Origin of the sequence: Stenotrophomonas sp. SMYL11, from assembly GCF_036320005.1 — a bacterium.
Taxonomy (GTDB): domain Bacteria; phylum Pseudomonadota; class Gammaproteobacteria; order Xanthomonadales; family Xanthomonadaceae; genus Stenotrophomonas; species Stenotrophomonas maltophilia_A.
This window is the reverse complement of sequence record NZ_JAWIRS010000019.1, coordinates 42796-57267: the sequence shown is the minus strand read 5'-3', so window position 1 is coordinate 57267 and position 14472 is coordinate 42796. Positions and strand designations below refer to the sequence as shown.

Below are 14472 nucleotides of genomic sequence, written 5' to 3'. Positions count from 1 at the left end.
TGGTGGGAATGCCCGATACCCTCGCCCAGCCGGTCAGCCATACGCTGGAAGTCAAGCACAGCCGTTTCATCGCCCATGCCACGCCGATCGACGGCGCCGCAGCCGCCATGGCGTTCCTGCAGCAGGTCGCGGTGGCCGATGCCACCCATAACTGCTGGGCCTACCGGCACGGGCAGGACTATCGCTCAAGCGACGATGGCGAGCCGGCCGGCACGGCTGGACGTCCGATCCTGGCGGCGATCGACGGCCAGGGTTTTGACCGGGTGATGGTGGTGGTGACGCGCTGGTACGGCGGTATCAAGCTCGGCGCCGGTGGCCTTGTGCGCGCCTACGGCGGCGCCGCCGCCGAGTGCCTGCGCACCGCCCCGCGCCTGCCGCTGGTGGCGATGGCCCGGCTGCAGCTGCTGGCCGGCTTCGAGGACCTGGGCACCCTGCACGCCACCCTGCCCGCCTTCGGTGCCGAAAAGCGCGATGAACAGTTCGATGCCAATGGTGTGTGCCTGCGGATCGAATTGCCTGCCGATCAGGTCGACGCATTGAAAATCCGCCTGCGCGACGCCACCCGTGACCGTATCCGCATAGAAGACGACAACCAGGATGACTGACAAGGACGACGCCCCCGCTTCGACCCCGCCGCTGCGGCGCCTCGGCAGCCTGCGCACGCTGTGGCCGTTCGTGCGCCGCCACAGCGGCCTGTTCACCGCCTGGCTGCTGGCCCTGGCGGTGTCCTCTGCAGCCACGCTGAGCCTGCCTCCGGCGGTGAAGCAGATGATCGATCACGGTTTCAGCAGCGGCGGCCAGATCAACCGTGCCTTCGCCCTGCTGATGCTGGTGGCGGTCGTCATGGCGTTGGGCACGGCCGCGCGCTTCTACTTCGTATCGCTGCTGGGTGAAAAGGTCGTGGCCGACCTGCGCAGCCAGCTGTATGCCCACCTGATCCAGCTGGGCGCCGGCTTCCACGACCGCAGCCGCAGCGGAGAGCTGGTCTCGCGCCTGACCGCGGACACCGAACTGCTGCGCAGCGTGGTTGGCTCGACCATGTCCGTAGCATTGCGCAGCACGGTCACCGTCATCGGCAGCCTGGCAATGCTGTTCGTCACCAGCCCGCGGCTGGCCGCATGGTCGCTGCTCGGCATTCCGCTGGCGGTGCTGCCGATCATCATCGGCGCGCGCAAGCTGCGCACGGTCGCCCGCAACAGCCAGGACCGCATCGCCGATGCCAACAGCCTGGCCAGTGAAACCCTGGGTGCGGTACGCACGGTGCAGGCACATGCACGCGAGCCGTACGAACGCGGACGCTTCGACAAGGCACTCGGTGATGCCATCGGCGCCGCCCGTCGCCGCATCGGCGCACAGTCGCTGGTCACCGCCAGCGCCATCCTGCTGGTGTTCGGCGCCATCGTCGGTGTGTTGTGGCTGGGCGCGCACGACGTCATCGACGGCCGCCTCAGCGCCGGTACGCTGGGCCAGTTCGTGCTGTATGCATTGATCGGCGGCGGCTCGGTGGGCGCACTGGCCGAAGTATGGAACGAGCTGCAGCGCGCGGCCGGCGGCATGGGCCGCATCGGCGAACTGCTGCAGGAAGACATCGAGATCCGCGCGCCGGCCCAGCCGCACGCGCTGCCGCAACCGTTGCGCGGTGAGATCCAGTTCAACGACGTGGTGTTCCACTACCCGCAGCGACCGGACCAGGCCGCACTGGACCACTTCAACCTGCACGTCCGCCCCGGCGAGACCGTGGCGCTGGTGGGTCCGTCGGGGGCGGGCAAGAGCACGGTGCTGTCAATGCTACTGCGCTTCCATGATCCAGCCAGCGGCCGCATCGACGTGGACGGCATCGACGTGCGCCAGGTCGACCCGGCCGAGCTGCGTGCGCAGCTGGCGCTGGTGCCGCAGCAGCCGACGCTGTTCGCTGCCAGTGCGCGCGACAACATCCGCTATGGCCGCCTGCAGGCCAGCGACGTCGAAGTCGAGGATGCCGCGCGTGCCGCCGAGGCCGATGGCTTCCTGCGCGCGTTGCCGCAGGGCTATGACAGTGAGCTGGGCGAGCGCGGTGCCCGCCTGTCCGGTGGCCAGCAGCAGCGTGTGGCGATTGCCCGTGCGCTGCTGAAGGATGCGCCGATCCTGCTGCTGGACGAAGCGACCAGCGCGCTGGACGCGCAGAGCGAGCACAGCGTGCAGCAAGCGCTGGAGCGGCTGATGGCGGGCCGCACCACACTGGTCATTGCCCACCGCCTGGCCACCGTGCTCAAGGCCGACCGCATCGTGGTGATGGACCAGGGCCGCATCGTCGCCGAGGGCACGCACGCGCAGCTGCTGGCCGAAGGTGGACTGTACGCTGAACTTGCGCGCCTGCAGTTCATCGATTGATGACGTCCGGCTAACATCGGCGCGGCCAAGCTGGCCGCGCAACAGCCGCATCCGCTGAAGGAGGTGCACGATGTCGTTCCGTCAGTTCCCCGCCGTCGACAGCAACGGCGAAAGCCACATCATCATCGAGTTCAAGCCCGAGGCGAATGGCAGCGGGCATCACTCTGAAGCCACGCCACGCTACGAACTGGATGACGGGCGGCCGCTGGTGCGCGATGGCCGCGAATTCACCACCAGTGGCGGCGAGCTGCGACTGACGATCTGAGGTTCGCTGGGCATGGGCCGGCGCTACCGGATTTCGTATCGCCCCGCTCTGGCGGGTGCCAACCTTGGTCGACACGCCTTTTTTGGCCTTTGGTAGGTGTCGACCTTGGTCGACACGCTTTTTGCCACTGGTAGGTGTCGACCTTGGTCGACGCGCCTTTTTGCCCAAGGCAGTCGAGCATGGCTCGACTCTACAAAAGGCGTGATCATTTTTTGGCCAGGCATCTTGACAGCCTTGGCTGGCAAGGCCTGAGCGAGGTTATCCACACGTTTGCTCAGGAACCATCCACACCGCCTGTGGATGAATTCAGCCCAGTACCCGCCCGATGCCGCTGGCGTCCACTTCAGCTGCTGCCCGGGTGATCGCCGCAGCATCGCTGCCGGCCACGAACCCGATGCGGAAATGCACTTCGCCACCAGGCGTGCGCGAGGAATGGATTGAAGCCAGGCTGATGCGATGCTGCTCGAACACGTTCAGCAGCTCACGCAGCGAGCCGGGCCGGTCTTCCGGCAGGTGCACCGACAACGCATTACGCTCGGTCAGGTCAGCCAGCAGATAACCCACGCGTTCAAAGGTGTAGTTGCCGTCCGCCAGTGCCTGCTCGCCGAAGGCATTGCGGTTGGCCGACAGCAGCTGCTCGCGAAAATCACCACGCGCATGGTCGTCGCCCTGCCCGATCTGCGCCTGCAGGGCCTGCAGCTGGCCGACCAGCCGCTCCAGCATCGGCGCCACGTACGGGTTGCCGAACTGGATGTCTTCGTAGATGGCCGGGTTGAGCGACAGGATGCGCGAGATGATCGCCGTGTCCAGCTCGAACGATGCCGAGCGGTACGGCATCATCGCGGCCAGATCGCCGAGCTGCGGCTGGTACTGGCGCAGCACGCCGGCCTGGGCCAGGTGAGTGGCATGCACCATCGCCTGTACCAGCGCCATCATCTGGTCGTGGTGCTGCGGCGTGGCCCGCACGCACTCGGCCTGCAGCGCAGTGCACAGCGAATCAACCCATGGCTGCCAGTCCCGCAACCGCGCTTCGCAGACCACCATCACCCGGCCCTTCAGGGTCGGCGCCTTGGGTGGCGCGGTCATCGGGTGCAGGCCGACCACTTCGGCTTGAGAGGCCAGCATCGCCTGCACCGGCGCTTCCTTCACCGAGGTCACGTCCAGCCACAGCCGGTCCTGCTCACGGCCGGCCGACTGCCGCACGTACTCGGCAATCAGAGCCGGCGTATGCCGGATCGGTGCCGAGAACACCAGCACGTCGGCCTGCGCCAGCAGCTGTTCCGGCGTATGCGAGTCCGGATCGGCTGGATCGTAGCCGATCACCTGCAGCTGCATGTGCTGCTGGAAGAAGCGGCTCAGCCAGCGCCCATAGGCGCCGGCACTGCCGACGATGCCGACCGTGCGCGGCGTGCGTTCGAGCAAGCCGCTCATGCCACGCGTTCGGCGCGGAAGCGCGTGCCTTCGGCCAGTGCGGCAGGCGCCGCCGCGATCACGTCGAACTCTTCGAAGCCATTGTCCAGAGTCGCCTCCAACGCCGCATGGGTACCGGCAATCGCACGCGAAATCGCCTGCTGCATCGATTCACCTCGCAACAGGAACGACACCACCAGCGACATCAGCACGTCACCGGTGCCGGCCACGTCCACCGGCAGCAGCGGCGAAGTCCAGCGCCAGGTTTCCTCGCGACCGACCGCCAGGGTCACCAGCTCACCCGGGTTACCGCCCACGCTGTGCGCGATCACCCAGTGCGGGCCACGGTCCAGCAGCGTACGCGCGGCGGCGATGGCATCAGCCTCGGCCAGTGCCGGCATACCGGTCAGACGATTCAGTTCGAAGGCGTTCGGGGTCACCAGCCAGGCATGCGGCAGCAGGCGCTCGGCGAAGATCGCCTCCAGGCCGGGTTCCACGTAGGGGCCGGTGTGGGTGTCACCCATCACCGGGTCCAGGCAGTAACGCAGCTGCGGGCAGTCCGGCAGGATGTTGTCCAGCCAGTCGGCGAAGGCGGCACCGTTGGCGGTGCTGCCGAAGTAACCGGAAACCAGCATCTTCGCCCGCTGCGGCAGGCCGCGCTCGTGGGCGCCGAGCAGCAGGTCGGCGAACCAGTCGGCAGGCAGCACGCGGCCGCGGGTGGTGTCGTAGAACGGCGCGTTGCTCAGCAGCACGGTGGGGATTTCCGCGACGCGTACGCCGAGTGTGCGCATCGGCGGTACGGCGGCGCTGTTGCCGGCGTGGCCGTAGACAAGTTGCGACTGGACCGAGATGACATCGATCGGCGACGGGCCGTCGGGCCGCTGGCGGCGGCCGTGGACCAGGTGGTTATCAAGGGATTCGCTCATGGCCGCATTCTACGCCCAAGGGGGTTTTCGGCAGGGCTGCGCCATGCACCTGCTCAATGCAACGGCAACGGCAAAAGCCAAAGCGGCATTCCGTGGGACGGCGGGTTCACGCAGCTGTTGGTAGGTGTCGACCTTGGTCGACACGGATGAATTCGTTCGATATCTGACAGATGTGTCGACCAAGGTCGACACCTACCAGAGCAGTAAGCCGTTCCGACAGATCACGGAAAACTGTCGAAGGCGGGGTGGGGCCGGTTGCGGGGGCGTGAGCGCCATGGATGGCGCGACCGAGCCTACAAGGACGTATTCACGGCGTCCCCCGCAACCGGACCCACCCCGCCAATCCGCGGAGATCGCGCTTCGGCTGTTGCCGTTGCCTCTGCGGGTGCAGGGCTGCAAGCCCTGCAAACCCAAACCCCTCAGTGAGCAGCAGGCCGCGACGGTGGCAGCCACGCCGCGACGATACCGAGCAGCGGCAGGAACGCAGTCAACTGGTAGACGTACTCAATGCTGGTCTTGTCCGCCAGCAGGCCGAGCACCGCAGCACCCAGTCCACCCATGCCGAAGGCGAAGCCGAAGAACAGGCCGGACACCATACCGATGCGGTTCGGCATCATCTCCTGCGCGTACACCACGATCGCCGAGAACGCCGACGACAACACGAAACCGATCAGCACCGCCAGCACCGTGGTCCAGAACAGATCGGCATGCGGCAGCATCAGTGCGAACGGGGCCACGCCCAGGATCGAAGTCCAGATGATCGGCTTGCGGCCGATGCGGTCACCCAGCGGGCCGCCGAGGAAGCCGCCGGCGGCGGACGCCACCAGGAACGCGAACAGGTGCAGCTGGGCCTGCGCCACCGGAATGCCGAAATGGTGGATCAGGTAGAAGGTGAAATAGCTGCCGATGCTGGCCATGTAGAAGTACTTGCTGAAGATCAACACCAACAGGATCGCCAGCACCTTGGCCACGGTGCGCGGCGGATGCCGTGGAGCTATCGATGTGGTGCTGGCCGGACGCGGTGTACCCAGGTGCAGCGCGTACCAGCGACCGACATAGGTCAGCAATGCGATGCCGATCAGGGCAGCACCGGCAAACCACGATGCAGCGTGCTGGCCATACGGCACGATCACCGCGGCGGCAATCAACGGGCCCAGCGCGGTGCCGAAATTGCCCCCCACCTGGAACACCGACTGCGCGAAACCATGACGGCCGCCCGAGGCCAGCCGCGCGATGCGCGAGGCTTCCGGATGGAAGATGGCCGAGCCAATGCCGACCATCGCCGCCGCCATCAGCACCGCCGCGTAGTTCGGTGCGAAGCCCAGCAGCAGCATGCCGCACAGGGTCGAGGCCATGCCGATCGGCAGCGAGTACGGAGCTGGGCGACGGTCGGTGGCCATGCCGATCAACGGCTGGAAGATCGAGGCGGTGAGCTGGTAGGTCAGCGTGATCAGGCCGATCTGAGTGAAGCTGAGATTGAAGCCGCCCTTGATCACTGGATAGATGGCCAGGATCAGCGACTGCATCATGTCGTTGACGACATGCGAGGTGGAAATGGCGGCGAGCACGCCGGGGGCCACCGGGCGTGAGGTCGTTGCGGGAGAAGCCAGGGTCGACATGGACACAGTCAGGTTGGGGGCGAGCCACGCATGCTACGGTGGCCTCCTCCTCCCTTCTGCCGCGTTCGGGTCATGGCATATCGCAAAAAGGACACTCCCTGCCCGGTCCGCGAGACTGCGCCGTGGAACGAGGTTCCGGTGCACCGGCCGGTGACCTGCCGCGCCCGCCACTACAAACCCGGCACCCACATCGCGCCCCACCGGCATCGCCGTCACCAGCTGGTGTTCGCCATGTCCGGACTGATGGTGGTGCGTGCGGACGGCGGCCGCTGGGTGGTGCCCTCGACCCGCGCGATCTGGGTACCGGCCGGCATGGCCCATGCGGTGGACTGCATCGCCGAAGTACACATGCGCAGCCTGTACGTGGAACCGGATTTCGCGCCACAGCTGCCGGACGAGGCGTTCGCGGTGCAGGTGGCGCCGCTGCTGCGCGAACTGCTGCTCGCCGCCAGCCTGATCGAGACCGCGCATGTGGATGACAGCCGCGACGGTCGCGTGGTGCGCCTGCTGCTGGACGAGCTGCACCGCATGGACGTGCTGCCGCTGCACCTGCCCTCGCCCTCCGACCCGCGCCTGCAGCGGATCTGCCAGCACATCCAGAAACATCCCGGCGACGACGCCACCCTGCAGGACTGGGCACAGGCGCTGCAGGTGGACGTGAAAACCATCCAGCGTCATTTCGCCAGCGAACTGGGCATGACCTTCGGGCAGTGGCGGCAACAGGCGCGGCTGCTGGCCGCGATGGAACGGCTGGCGGTCGGCGACAAGGTGATCGATGTCGCGCTGGCGATGGGTTACGACAGCCCCAGCGCATTCACCAGCATGTTCAAGCGGCAGCTGGGGCAGACACCGGCGGCGTTTTTCCGCTGATTCCTTGAACGGCATCCACGCGTAGCGTGGGTCTACCAGGGTGCAGCAATCCAAGCAGGGCCCGGCGGAATGCACCAGACATCCGCATACGAAAACGCCGGGCAATGCCCGGCGCCGTCGTTCAACACATGCGTCGATGGATCAGGACGTCATCCGGTCCCAGAAGCCCTTCACGCCGTCCATGAAGGTGGCGGACTTCGGCGAATGCTTGCGCGCTTCCTCGCCGACGAAGGTGGCCTCGAACTGCTCCAGCAGCTTGCGCTGCTCGTTGGTGAGGTTGACCGGGGTCTCCACCACCACGCGGCAGTACAGGTCGCCTTCGCTGCGGCTGCGCACCGAACGCACGCCCTTGCCACGCAGGCGGAACAGCTTGCCGGTCTGGGTCTCGGCCGGAATGCGGATCTCCGCTTCGCCGCCCAGGGTGGCCACGCGCACGGTGTCGCCCAGTGCCGCCTGCGAAATGCGGATCGGCACTTCGCAGTGCAGGTCGTCGCCATCGCGCTGGAAGATCGCATGCTCGCGCACGCGCACTTCCACGTACAGGTCACCCGGCGGCGTACCGGCCGGGCCGGCCTCGCCCTCGCCCTGCAGGCGGATGCGGTCGCCGGTATCGACGCCGGCCGGCACCTTCACCGACAGCACCTTGTCTTCCTCGACACGGCCATTGCCGTGGCAGGTCTTGCAGGGCTTGGCGATGATCTGGCCACGGCCGCCGCAGTTGTGGCAGGCCTGCTGCATGGCGAAGATGCCGCGCTGGATGCGCACCTGGCCGCGGCCATGGCACACGTTGCAGGTCTCGACCTTGCCGTCCTCGGAGCCACTGCCATCGCAGTCGCCGCACTCGGCCAGGGTCGGAATCTCGATGCGGCGCTCGACGCCGCGCACGGCTTCTTCCAGGTCCAGCTCCATCACGTAGCCGATGTCGGCACCGCGACGGGCCTGGCGCGAACCACCACCGGCACCACCGAAGATGTTGCCGAAGATATCGCCGAAGATATCGTTCATGTCCGGGCCGCCCGGGCCACCACCGCCCATTCCGTGCTCGAACGCGGCGTGGCCATGACTGTCGTACATGCGGCGCTTGTTGCCGTCGGACAGCACTTCGTAGGCTTCCTTGCACTCCTTGAAGGAGGCTTCGGCCGCCGCATCACCCGGGTTGCGGTCCGGGTGGAACTTCATCGCGCAGCGACGGTAGGCCTTCTTCAGCTCTTCGTCGTTGGCGGTGCGGGCAACGCCCAGCACTTCGTAGTAATCGCGCTTGCTCATATCGTGAATCGGGTTCCGGAAAGTCGGGATTCGTCAAAGCGGAAGAGCGGAACCAGGTCCGCTCTTGCGTCGGGCGCCCCGACACGCCGGTGAGCGGTCAGGACCCTGATGCGACAACGGGACGCTGATGGCCAGCGTCCCGTGTCGGTCCGGATCAGGACTTCTTGTCGTCCTTGACTTCGGTGAACTCGGCGTCCACCACGTCATCCTGCGGCTTGCCCGCATTGCCAGCGTCGGCACCCGGGGCGGCACCGCCCTGGTCGGCCGAAGCGGCGGCGAACAACGACTGCCCGGCTTCTTCCAGTGCCTTCGACTTGGCTTCGATCTGTGCCTTGTCGTCACCCTTCATCGCGGTTTCCAGGTCGGCCAGCGCCGCCTCGACCTTGCCGATGACATCGCCGCCGACCTTGCTGCCGTGCTCGGTGATGGCGCTGCGGGTGCCGTGGATCAGGGCATCGGCCTGGTTACGGGCCTGCACCAGCTCCTGGAACTTCTTGTCTTCTTCGCGGTTGGCTTCCGCGTCGGCGACCATGCGCGCGATCTCTTCCTCGGACAGGCCCGAACCGGCCTTGATCTCGACCTTCTGTTCCTTGTTGGTCTTCTTGTCCTTGGCCGACACGTGCAGGATGCCGTTGGCGTCGATGTCGAAGGACACTTCCACCTGCGGCAGGCCGCGCGGCGCCGGCTCGATGCCGGACAGGTCGAACTTGGCCAGCGACTTGTTGAAGCGGGCCTGTTCGCGCTCACCCTGCAGCACGTGCACGGTCACGGCCGACTGGTTGTCCTCGGCGGTCGAGAACACCTGCGAAGCCTTGGTCGGGATGGTGGTGTTCTTCTCGATGATCTTGGTGAACACGCCGCCCATGGTCTCGATACCCAGCGACAGCGGGGTCACGTCCAGCAGCAGCACGTCCTTCACGTCGCCGCCCAGCACGCCGCCCTGGATCGCTGCACCCAGTGCCACGGCTTCGTCCGGGTTGACGTCCTTGCGCGGTTCCTTGCCGAAGAACTCGGTCACCGCCTGCTGCACCTTCGGCATGCGGGTCTGGCCACCGACCAGGATCACTTCGCTGATGTCGCTCGAACGCAGGCCGGCATCGTTCAGGGCGACGCGGCACGGCTCGATCGACTTCTTGATCAGGTCGTCCACCAGCGCTTCCAGCTTGGCGCGGGTCAGCTTGATGTTCAGGTGCTTCGGGCCCGAGGCGTCAGCGGTGACGTACGGCAGGTTCACTTCCGTCTGCTGGGCGCTGGACAGCTCGATCTTGGCGCGCTCGGCAGCATCCTTCAGGCGCTGCAGGGCCAGCGGATCCTTGCGCAGGTCGATGCCCTGGTCCTTGTTGAACTCTTCGACCAGGTACTCGATGACGCGGTTGTCGAAGTCTTCGCCGCCCAGGAAGGTGTCGCCGTTGGTGGCCAGCACTTCGAACTGCTTCTCGCCGTCGACGTTGGCGATCTCGATCACCGAGACGTCGAAGGTGCCGCCGCCCAGGTCGTACACCACGATCTTGCGATCCTTGTTGTCACCCTTGTCCAGGCCATAGGCCAGCGCGGCCGCGGTCGGCTCGTTGATGATGCGCTTGACGTCCAGGCCGGCAATGCGGCCGGCGTCCTTGGTCGCCTGGCGCTGGCTGTCGTTGAAGTAGGCCGGCACGGTGATGACCGCTTCGGTGACCTTCTCACCGAGGAAGTCCTCGGCGGTCTTCTTCATCTTCTCCAGCACCTTGGCCGAGATTTCCTGCGGGGCCATCTTCTTGCCGTCGCTGGTGGCCACCCAGGCGTCGCCATTGTCATGGGCGAGGATGCTGTACGGGACGTGGGCGATGTCCTTCTGCACTTCGGCGTCGGTGAACTTGCGGCCGATCAGGCGCTTCACCGCGTAGAAGGTGTTCTTCGGGTTGGTGACGGCCTGGCGCTTGGCCGAGGCGCCCACCAGGACTTCGCCGTCCTTGGTGTAGGCGACGATCGACGGGGTGGTGCGATCGCCTTCCGAATTCTCGATGACGCGGGCCTTGCCGCCGTCCATGATCGCCACGCACGAGTTGGTGGTGCCGAGGTCGATACCAATGATCTTGCCCATGGGGGAGACTCCTGAGGATGCTTGTTGGGGTCAGTCCGGCCGCTCGGCCGGTGGATGAATACGATGTGGGGGAGGCTCGTGGAACATTCAAGCCATCTCCCGAACGCTGTGTTCAGCGCCTGGAAAACCTTGCCACGTATGGCCCGGCCCGGCCGATCAGTCGGCGGCCACCACCACCAGCGCCGGCCGCAGCAGGCGCTCGTTGAGCAGGTAGCCCTTCTGGAACACGGTCACCACGCTGCCCGGGGCGGCGCCCGGGGTCGGCACCTGGCTGATGGCCTGGTGGTGTTCCGGGTTGAACGGCTGGCCGATCGGGTCCAGCAGGACCAGGCCGTTGTCGGCAGCGACCTTCAGCAGCTGCTTGTAGGTCAACTCCAGGCCTTCGCGCAGCGGATGCGGGTCGTCGCCGGCGGCCTTCAGGCCGGCATCCAGGCTGTCGAATACCGGCAGCAGCTCGCCCAGCAGTTTCTCGTTGGCGAACTTGCGGGCCTGCTCGATGTCACGGGCCACGCGCTTGCGCTGGTTGTCCAGGTCGGCGCGCTCGCGCAGGACGTCGGCCTTGATCTGCTCGATCTCGCCGCGCAGGCGCTCCACTTCGTCACTGACGCCGGCCGCAGCCGCTGCATCGGCCGCGCTCTGCTGGGATTCGATATCGGGGTTTTCGTGGTTCATGTCTGGGTCCCTGGCGGTCACAGCCCGCCTCCACCCACCCTAGTGTGGGCGGGATGCTGCGTTTCAAGCGTCGGATGTTCCGGGAGTGCGCCCGGCCGGTGAAAAGGCCGCGCCGAGCACATCGGCGGTGGCCTGGACCAGCGGGATCATGCGGTCGTAGGCCATCCGCTTGGGGCCGATCACGCCCAGCACGCCCAGTACCTGGCCATTGGCGGTGTACGGGGCGGTGACCAGCGAGACCCCCTGCAACGGCATCATCCCGGTCTCTTCGCCGATGAAGATGCGCACCCCCGGGGCCTGGATGGTGCGCTCCAGCAGCTGCAGGATCTCGCGCTTGCTGGAGAACAGCTCGAACAGCTCGCGCAGGCGCTCCAGGTCGGACAGGTCCTGCACCCCCATCAGACGGGTCTGGCCGGCCACCAGCATGTCGTCGGCGGCCGGCTGCAGGGCCTGCTCGGCCAGCTCGATGCTGTGGGCCAGCAGCTGCTCCAGCTCGGAGCGGGCATCACGCAGCTCCAGCAGCAGGCGGGTGCGGATCTCGGCCATCGGCAGGCCGGCGAAATGGGCATTGAGGTAGTTGGCGACCTGCTCCAGCTGGCCCGGCGCGAACTCCTGGCGGGTCTCGATGACGCGGTTCTGCACCTCGTTGTCGGCGAACACCAGGATCGCCAGCACCCGGCGCCCGTCCAGCGCCACGAAATCGATCTGGCGGAAGGCGAATTGCTCGCGACGCGGCGCGCTGACCACGCCGACGAAGTGGCTCATCGCCGACAGCAGCTCCGAGGCGCTGCCAAGCAGGGCCTGGGTGCTGCCACCGCCGGCCAGTTCCTGGCGCAACCGAGCCAGCTCGCCCTCGCCCGGCGGCTGCATCTGCAGCAGGCTGTCGACGAACACCCGGTAACCATGCGCGGTCGGGATGCGCCCGGCCGAGGTGTGCGGCGAGGCCAGCAGCCCCAGGTCTTCCAGGTCGCCGAGAATGTTGCGGATGGTGGCCGGGCTGACCTCCAGGCCAGCCACGCGCGCCAGCGTCTGCGAGCCGACCGGCTCACCGTCCTGGATGTAACGCGCGATCAGCGTGCGCAGCAGATGGCGCGCACGCGGGGCAAGCTGGTCGGGAGAACCGTGCATGGAATCAACCTGTGAGACACGGACACTAGATAATGGCGGCGCATCACCTTGGCAAGTCATTGGACCTCCCTCGCGCGCGTGCTAGCGTTGCGCGGCTGCTGATACCCCCTTACCCATGCTCAGACATCTTTCGATCAAGGATTTTGCCGTCGTCCGCGCCACCGAACTGGAGTTCGGGCCAGGCATGACCGTGGTTTCAGGCGAGACCGGCGCCGGCAAGTCGCTGATGGTCGACGCGCTGGGCTTCCTGTCCGGCCTGCGCGCCGACAGCGGCGTGGTCCGCCACGGCGCCGCGCGCGCCGAGCTTTCTGCCGAATTCGCGCTGGACCAGCTGCAGGCCGCGCGCCAATGGCTGGCCGACAACGAGCTGGACGACGAGGAACAATGCCAGCTGCGCCGCGTGATCCGTGCCGACGGCGGTTCGCGGGCGTGGATCAATGGCCGCCCGGTGACCCTGGCCCAGCTGGGCGACCTGGCCTCGCTGCTGGTGGAGATCCACGGCCAGCACGAACAGCAGGCCCTGCTGACGCGCCCGTCGCAGCTGGCCCTGCTGGATGCTTATGCCGGCAACGAGAACGAGCGCCGCCAGGTGCGCCGCGCCGCCGCGGCCTGGCAGGCACTGGTCGATGAATCGCTGGCGCTGTCGCAACAGGGCGACGTCAGTGACCGGATCGGCTTCCTGGAACACCAGCTGCGCGAACTGGACCGCGAAGACCTGGAGCCGGAGTCGATCGTCGCGCTCGGTGCCAGCCACCGCCGCCAGGCCCACGCCAGCGCCCTGCTGAGCGCCTGCCAGGGAGCCAGCAACCAGCTCAATGGCGACGACGGCAGTTCCGCGCTAGACCTGCTGCAGCAGGTGCGCCACGAGCTGTCGCGCCTGATCGAACACGACCCGCGCCTGGGCGAGGTGGACGGCCTGATCGAGAACGCCTCGATCCAGCTGCACGAAGCCCTGTCGCTGCTGGACCGGGTGCACGACGACCTTGATGCCGACCCGGAGCAGTTCGAGGAGAACGAGCGTCGCCTCGGCCGCCTGCACGACCTGGCCCGCAAGCACCGCGTGCCGATGGACGAGCTGGGCGCGCAGCGCGAGCGCATGCATGCCGAAGTGGAACAGCTGCGCGGCGCCGACGAACGCCTGCAGCGTCTGGCCGGCGAGATCGACAAGGCCGCCGCCGCCTGGCGCGTACAGGCCGAGGTGCTGACCGCCAGCCGTCGCAGCGCCGCTGCCGAACTGTCGGCCACCACCACCGGCATCATCGCCGAGCTCGGCATGGGCGGCGGCCAGTTCCTGATCGAGCTGGAACCGCAGGACGCCGGCAAGCCCGACCCGCAGGGTGCCGAACGGGTGGAGTTCCTGGTGGCGGCCAACGCCGGCCAGCCGCCGCGCGCCCTGCGCAAGGTGGCCTCGGGTGGCGAACTGTCGCGCATCTCGCTGGCCATCGAAGTGGCCGCGCTGGACCTGGATGCGGTGCCGACCATGGTGTTCGACGAAGTCGACTCCGGCATCGGTGGCGCGGTGGCGGATATCGTCGGCCAGAAACTGCGCGCCCTTGGCGAGAAGCGCCAGGTGCTGTGCGTGACCCACCTGCCGCAGGTCGCCTCCAAGGGCCACGCGCATTACCGGGTCAGCAAGGCGCCGGTGGAAGGCATGACCCAGAGCGCGGTGGAAAAGCTGGACAGCAAGGCACGCGAGGAAGAACTGGCGCGCATGCTGGGTGGCGTAGAAGTGAGCAAGGAAGCGCGCGCCGCCGCACGCAAGCTGCTGCAGGTCTGACACCGCCCGACGGTAGTGCCGGCCGCTGGCCGGCAACTCGATGCGGGTGGGCGAAGATCGTGAGGTTGCCGGCCAGCGGCCGGCACTAC

12 protein-coding genes are annotated in these 14472 nt (G+C 67.1%); 5 read left to right on the top strand and 7 right to left on the bottom strand.

Annotation, left to right across the window (positions count from 1 at the left end; genetic code table 11):
• Positions 1-8: 8 nt before the first annotated feature.
• From V3B46_RS19600 to V3B46_RS19590, 3 genes are all read left to right on the top strand, one after another.
• Positions 9-605 (top strand): IMPACT family protein, encoded by a 597-nt coding sequence (locus V3B46_RS19600; protein ID WP_329892676.1) that lies wholly within the window; start codon positions 9-11, stop codon positions 603-605.
• Positions 598-2370: an ABC transporter transmembrane domain-containing protein gene (locus V3B46_RS19595; RefSeq protein WP_329892675.1), complete on the top strand. Its 1773-nt coding sequence runs from the start codon at positions 598-600 to the stop codon at positions 2368-2370. The genes V3B46_RS19600 and V3B46_RS19595 overlap by 8 nt, the downstream gene beginning before the upstream one ends.
• 70 nt (positions 2371-2440) lie before the next feature.
• Positions 2441-2635, top strand: a complete 195-nt coding sequence (locus tag V3B46_RS19590; RefSeq protein WP_005409247.1) for a hypothetical protein — start codon at positions 2441-2443, stop codon at positions 2633-2635.
• A gap of 306 nt (positions 2636-2941) precedes the next feature.
• Here the strand turns inward: V3B46_RS19590 and V3B46_RS19585 are convergent, their stop codons facing one another.
• The 3 genes from V3B46_RS19585 to V3B46_RS19575 all read right to left on the bottom strand — a co-directional run bounded on the left by V3B46_RS19585 (position 2942) and on the right by V3B46_RS19575 (position 6590).
• A complete protein-coding gene (locus V3B46_RS19585) occupies positions 2942-4066 on the bottom strand; it encodes a prephenate dehydrogenase (RefSeq protein WP_329892674.1) in 1125 nt (374 codons plus the stop codon).
• A complete protein-coding gene (gene pdxY, locus V3B46_RS19580) occupies positions 4063-4971 on the bottom strand; it encodes a pyridoxal kinase (protein ID WP_329892673.1) in 909 nt (302 codons plus the stop codon). The genes V3B46_RS19585 and pdxY overlap by 4 nt, the downstream gene beginning before the upstream one ends.
• A 419-nt stretch (positions 4972-5390) precedes the next feature.
• Positions 5391-6590, bottom strand: coding sequence for an MFS transporter (locus tag V3B46_RS19575; protein WP_329892672.1), 1200 nt, complete (start codon positions 6588-6590; stop codon positions 5391-5393).
• 72 nt (positions 6591-6662) lie between these two features.
• Here V3B46_RS19575 and V3B46_RS19570 point away from each other — a divergent pair, with 72 nt between their 5' ends.
• On the top strand, positions 6663-7460 hold the full coding sequence (locus V3B46_RS19570; protein WP_154263229.1) for an AraC family transcriptional regulator: 798 nt from the start codon (positions 6663-6665) through the stop codon (positions 7458-7460).
• Positions 7461-7601: 141 nt separating this feature from the next.
• Here the strand turns inward: V3B46_RS19570 and dnaJ are convergent, their stop codons facing one another.
• The 4 genes from dnaJ to hrcA all read right to left on the bottom strand — a co-directional run bounded on the left by dnaJ (position 7602) and on the right by hrcA (position 12606).
• Positions 7602-8726 (bottom strand): molecular chaperone DnaJ, encoded by a 1125-nt coding sequence (gene dnaJ / locus V3B46_RS19565; protein WP_329892671.1) that lies wholly within the window; start codon positions 8724-8726, stop codon positions 7602-7604.
• A 154-nt stretch (positions 8727-8880) separates the two neighbouring features.
• A complete protein-coding gene (gene dnaK, locus V3B46_RS19560) occupies positions 8881-10806 on the bottom strand; it encodes a molecular chaperone DnaK (protein ID WP_049400303.1) in 1926 nt (641 codons plus the stop codon).
• A gap of 156 nt (positions 10807-10962) precedes the next feature.
• A complete protein-coding gene (gene grpE, locus V3B46_RS19555) occupies positions 10963-11478 on the bottom strand; it encodes a nucleotide exchange factor GrpE (RefSeq protein ID WP_154263226.1) in 516 nt (171 codons plus the stop codon).
• Positions 11479-11541: 63 nt separating this feature from the next.
• Complete coding sequence (hrcA, locus tag V3B46_RS19550) at positions 11542-12606, bottom strand: heat-inducible transcriptional repressor HrcA (RefSeq protein WP_008266321.1); 1065 nt, start codon at positions 12604-12606, stop codon at positions 11542-11544.
• 115 nt (positions 12607-12721) lie between these two features.
• On the opposite strand from hrcA, the gene recN reads away from it, so the two are divergent.
• Positions 12722-14383 (top strand): DNA repair protein RecN, encoded by a 1662-nt coding sequence (gene recN / locus V3B46_RS19545; protein WP_329892670.1) that lies wholly within the window; start codon positions 12722-12724, stop codon positions 14381-14383.
• The last annotated feature ends 89 nt before the right edge of the window (positions 14384-14472 follow it).

Coding starts and splice junctions, on each gene's coding strand:
- V3B46_RS19575 (WP_329892672.1), bottom strand. CDS start 6,590: ATGTCGACCCTGGCTTCTCCCGCAACGACCTCACGCCCGGTGGCCCCC.
- pdxY (WP_329892673.1), bottom strand. CDS start 4,971: ATGAGCGAATCCCTTGATAACCACCTGGTCCACGGCCGCCGCCAGCGG.
- dnaK (WP_049400303.1), bottom strand. CDS start 10,806: ATGGGCAAGATCATTGGTATCGACCTCGGCACCACCAACTCGTGCGTG.
- V3B46_RS19600 (WP_329892676.1), top strand. CDS start 9: ATGCCCGATACCCTCGCCCAGCCGGTCAGCCATACGCTGGAAGTCAAG.
- dnaJ (WP_329892671.1), bottom strand. CDS start 8,726: ATGAGCAAGCGCGATTACTACGAAGTGCTGGGCGTTGCCCGCACCGCC.
- recN (WP_329892670.1), top strand. CDS start 12,722: ATGCTCAGACATCTTTCGATCAAGGATTTTGCCGTCGTCCGCGCCACC.
- hrcA (WP_008266321.1), bottom strand. CDS start 12,606: ATGCACGGTTCTCCCGACCAGCTTGCCCCGCGTGCGCGCCATCTGCTG.
- grpE (WP_154263226.1), bottom strand. CDS start 11,478: ATGAACCACGAAAACCCCGATATCGAATCCCAGCAGAGCGCGGCCGAT.
- V3B46_RS19570 (WP_154263229.1), top strand. CDS start 6,663: ATGGCATATCGCAAAAAGGACACTCCCTGCCCGGTCCGCGAGACTGCG.
- V3B46_RS19585 (WP_329892674.1), bottom strand. CDS start 4,066: ATGAGCGGCTTGCTCGAACGCACGCCGCGCACGGTCGGCATCGTCGGC.
- V3B46_RS19595 (WP_329892675.1), top strand. CDS start 598: ATGACTGACAAGGACGACGCCCCCGCTTCGACCCCGCCGCTGCGGCGC.
- V3B46_RS19590 (WP_005409247.1), top strand. CDS start 2,441: ATGTCGTTCCGTCAGTTCCCCGCCGTCGACAGCAACGGCGAAAGCCAC.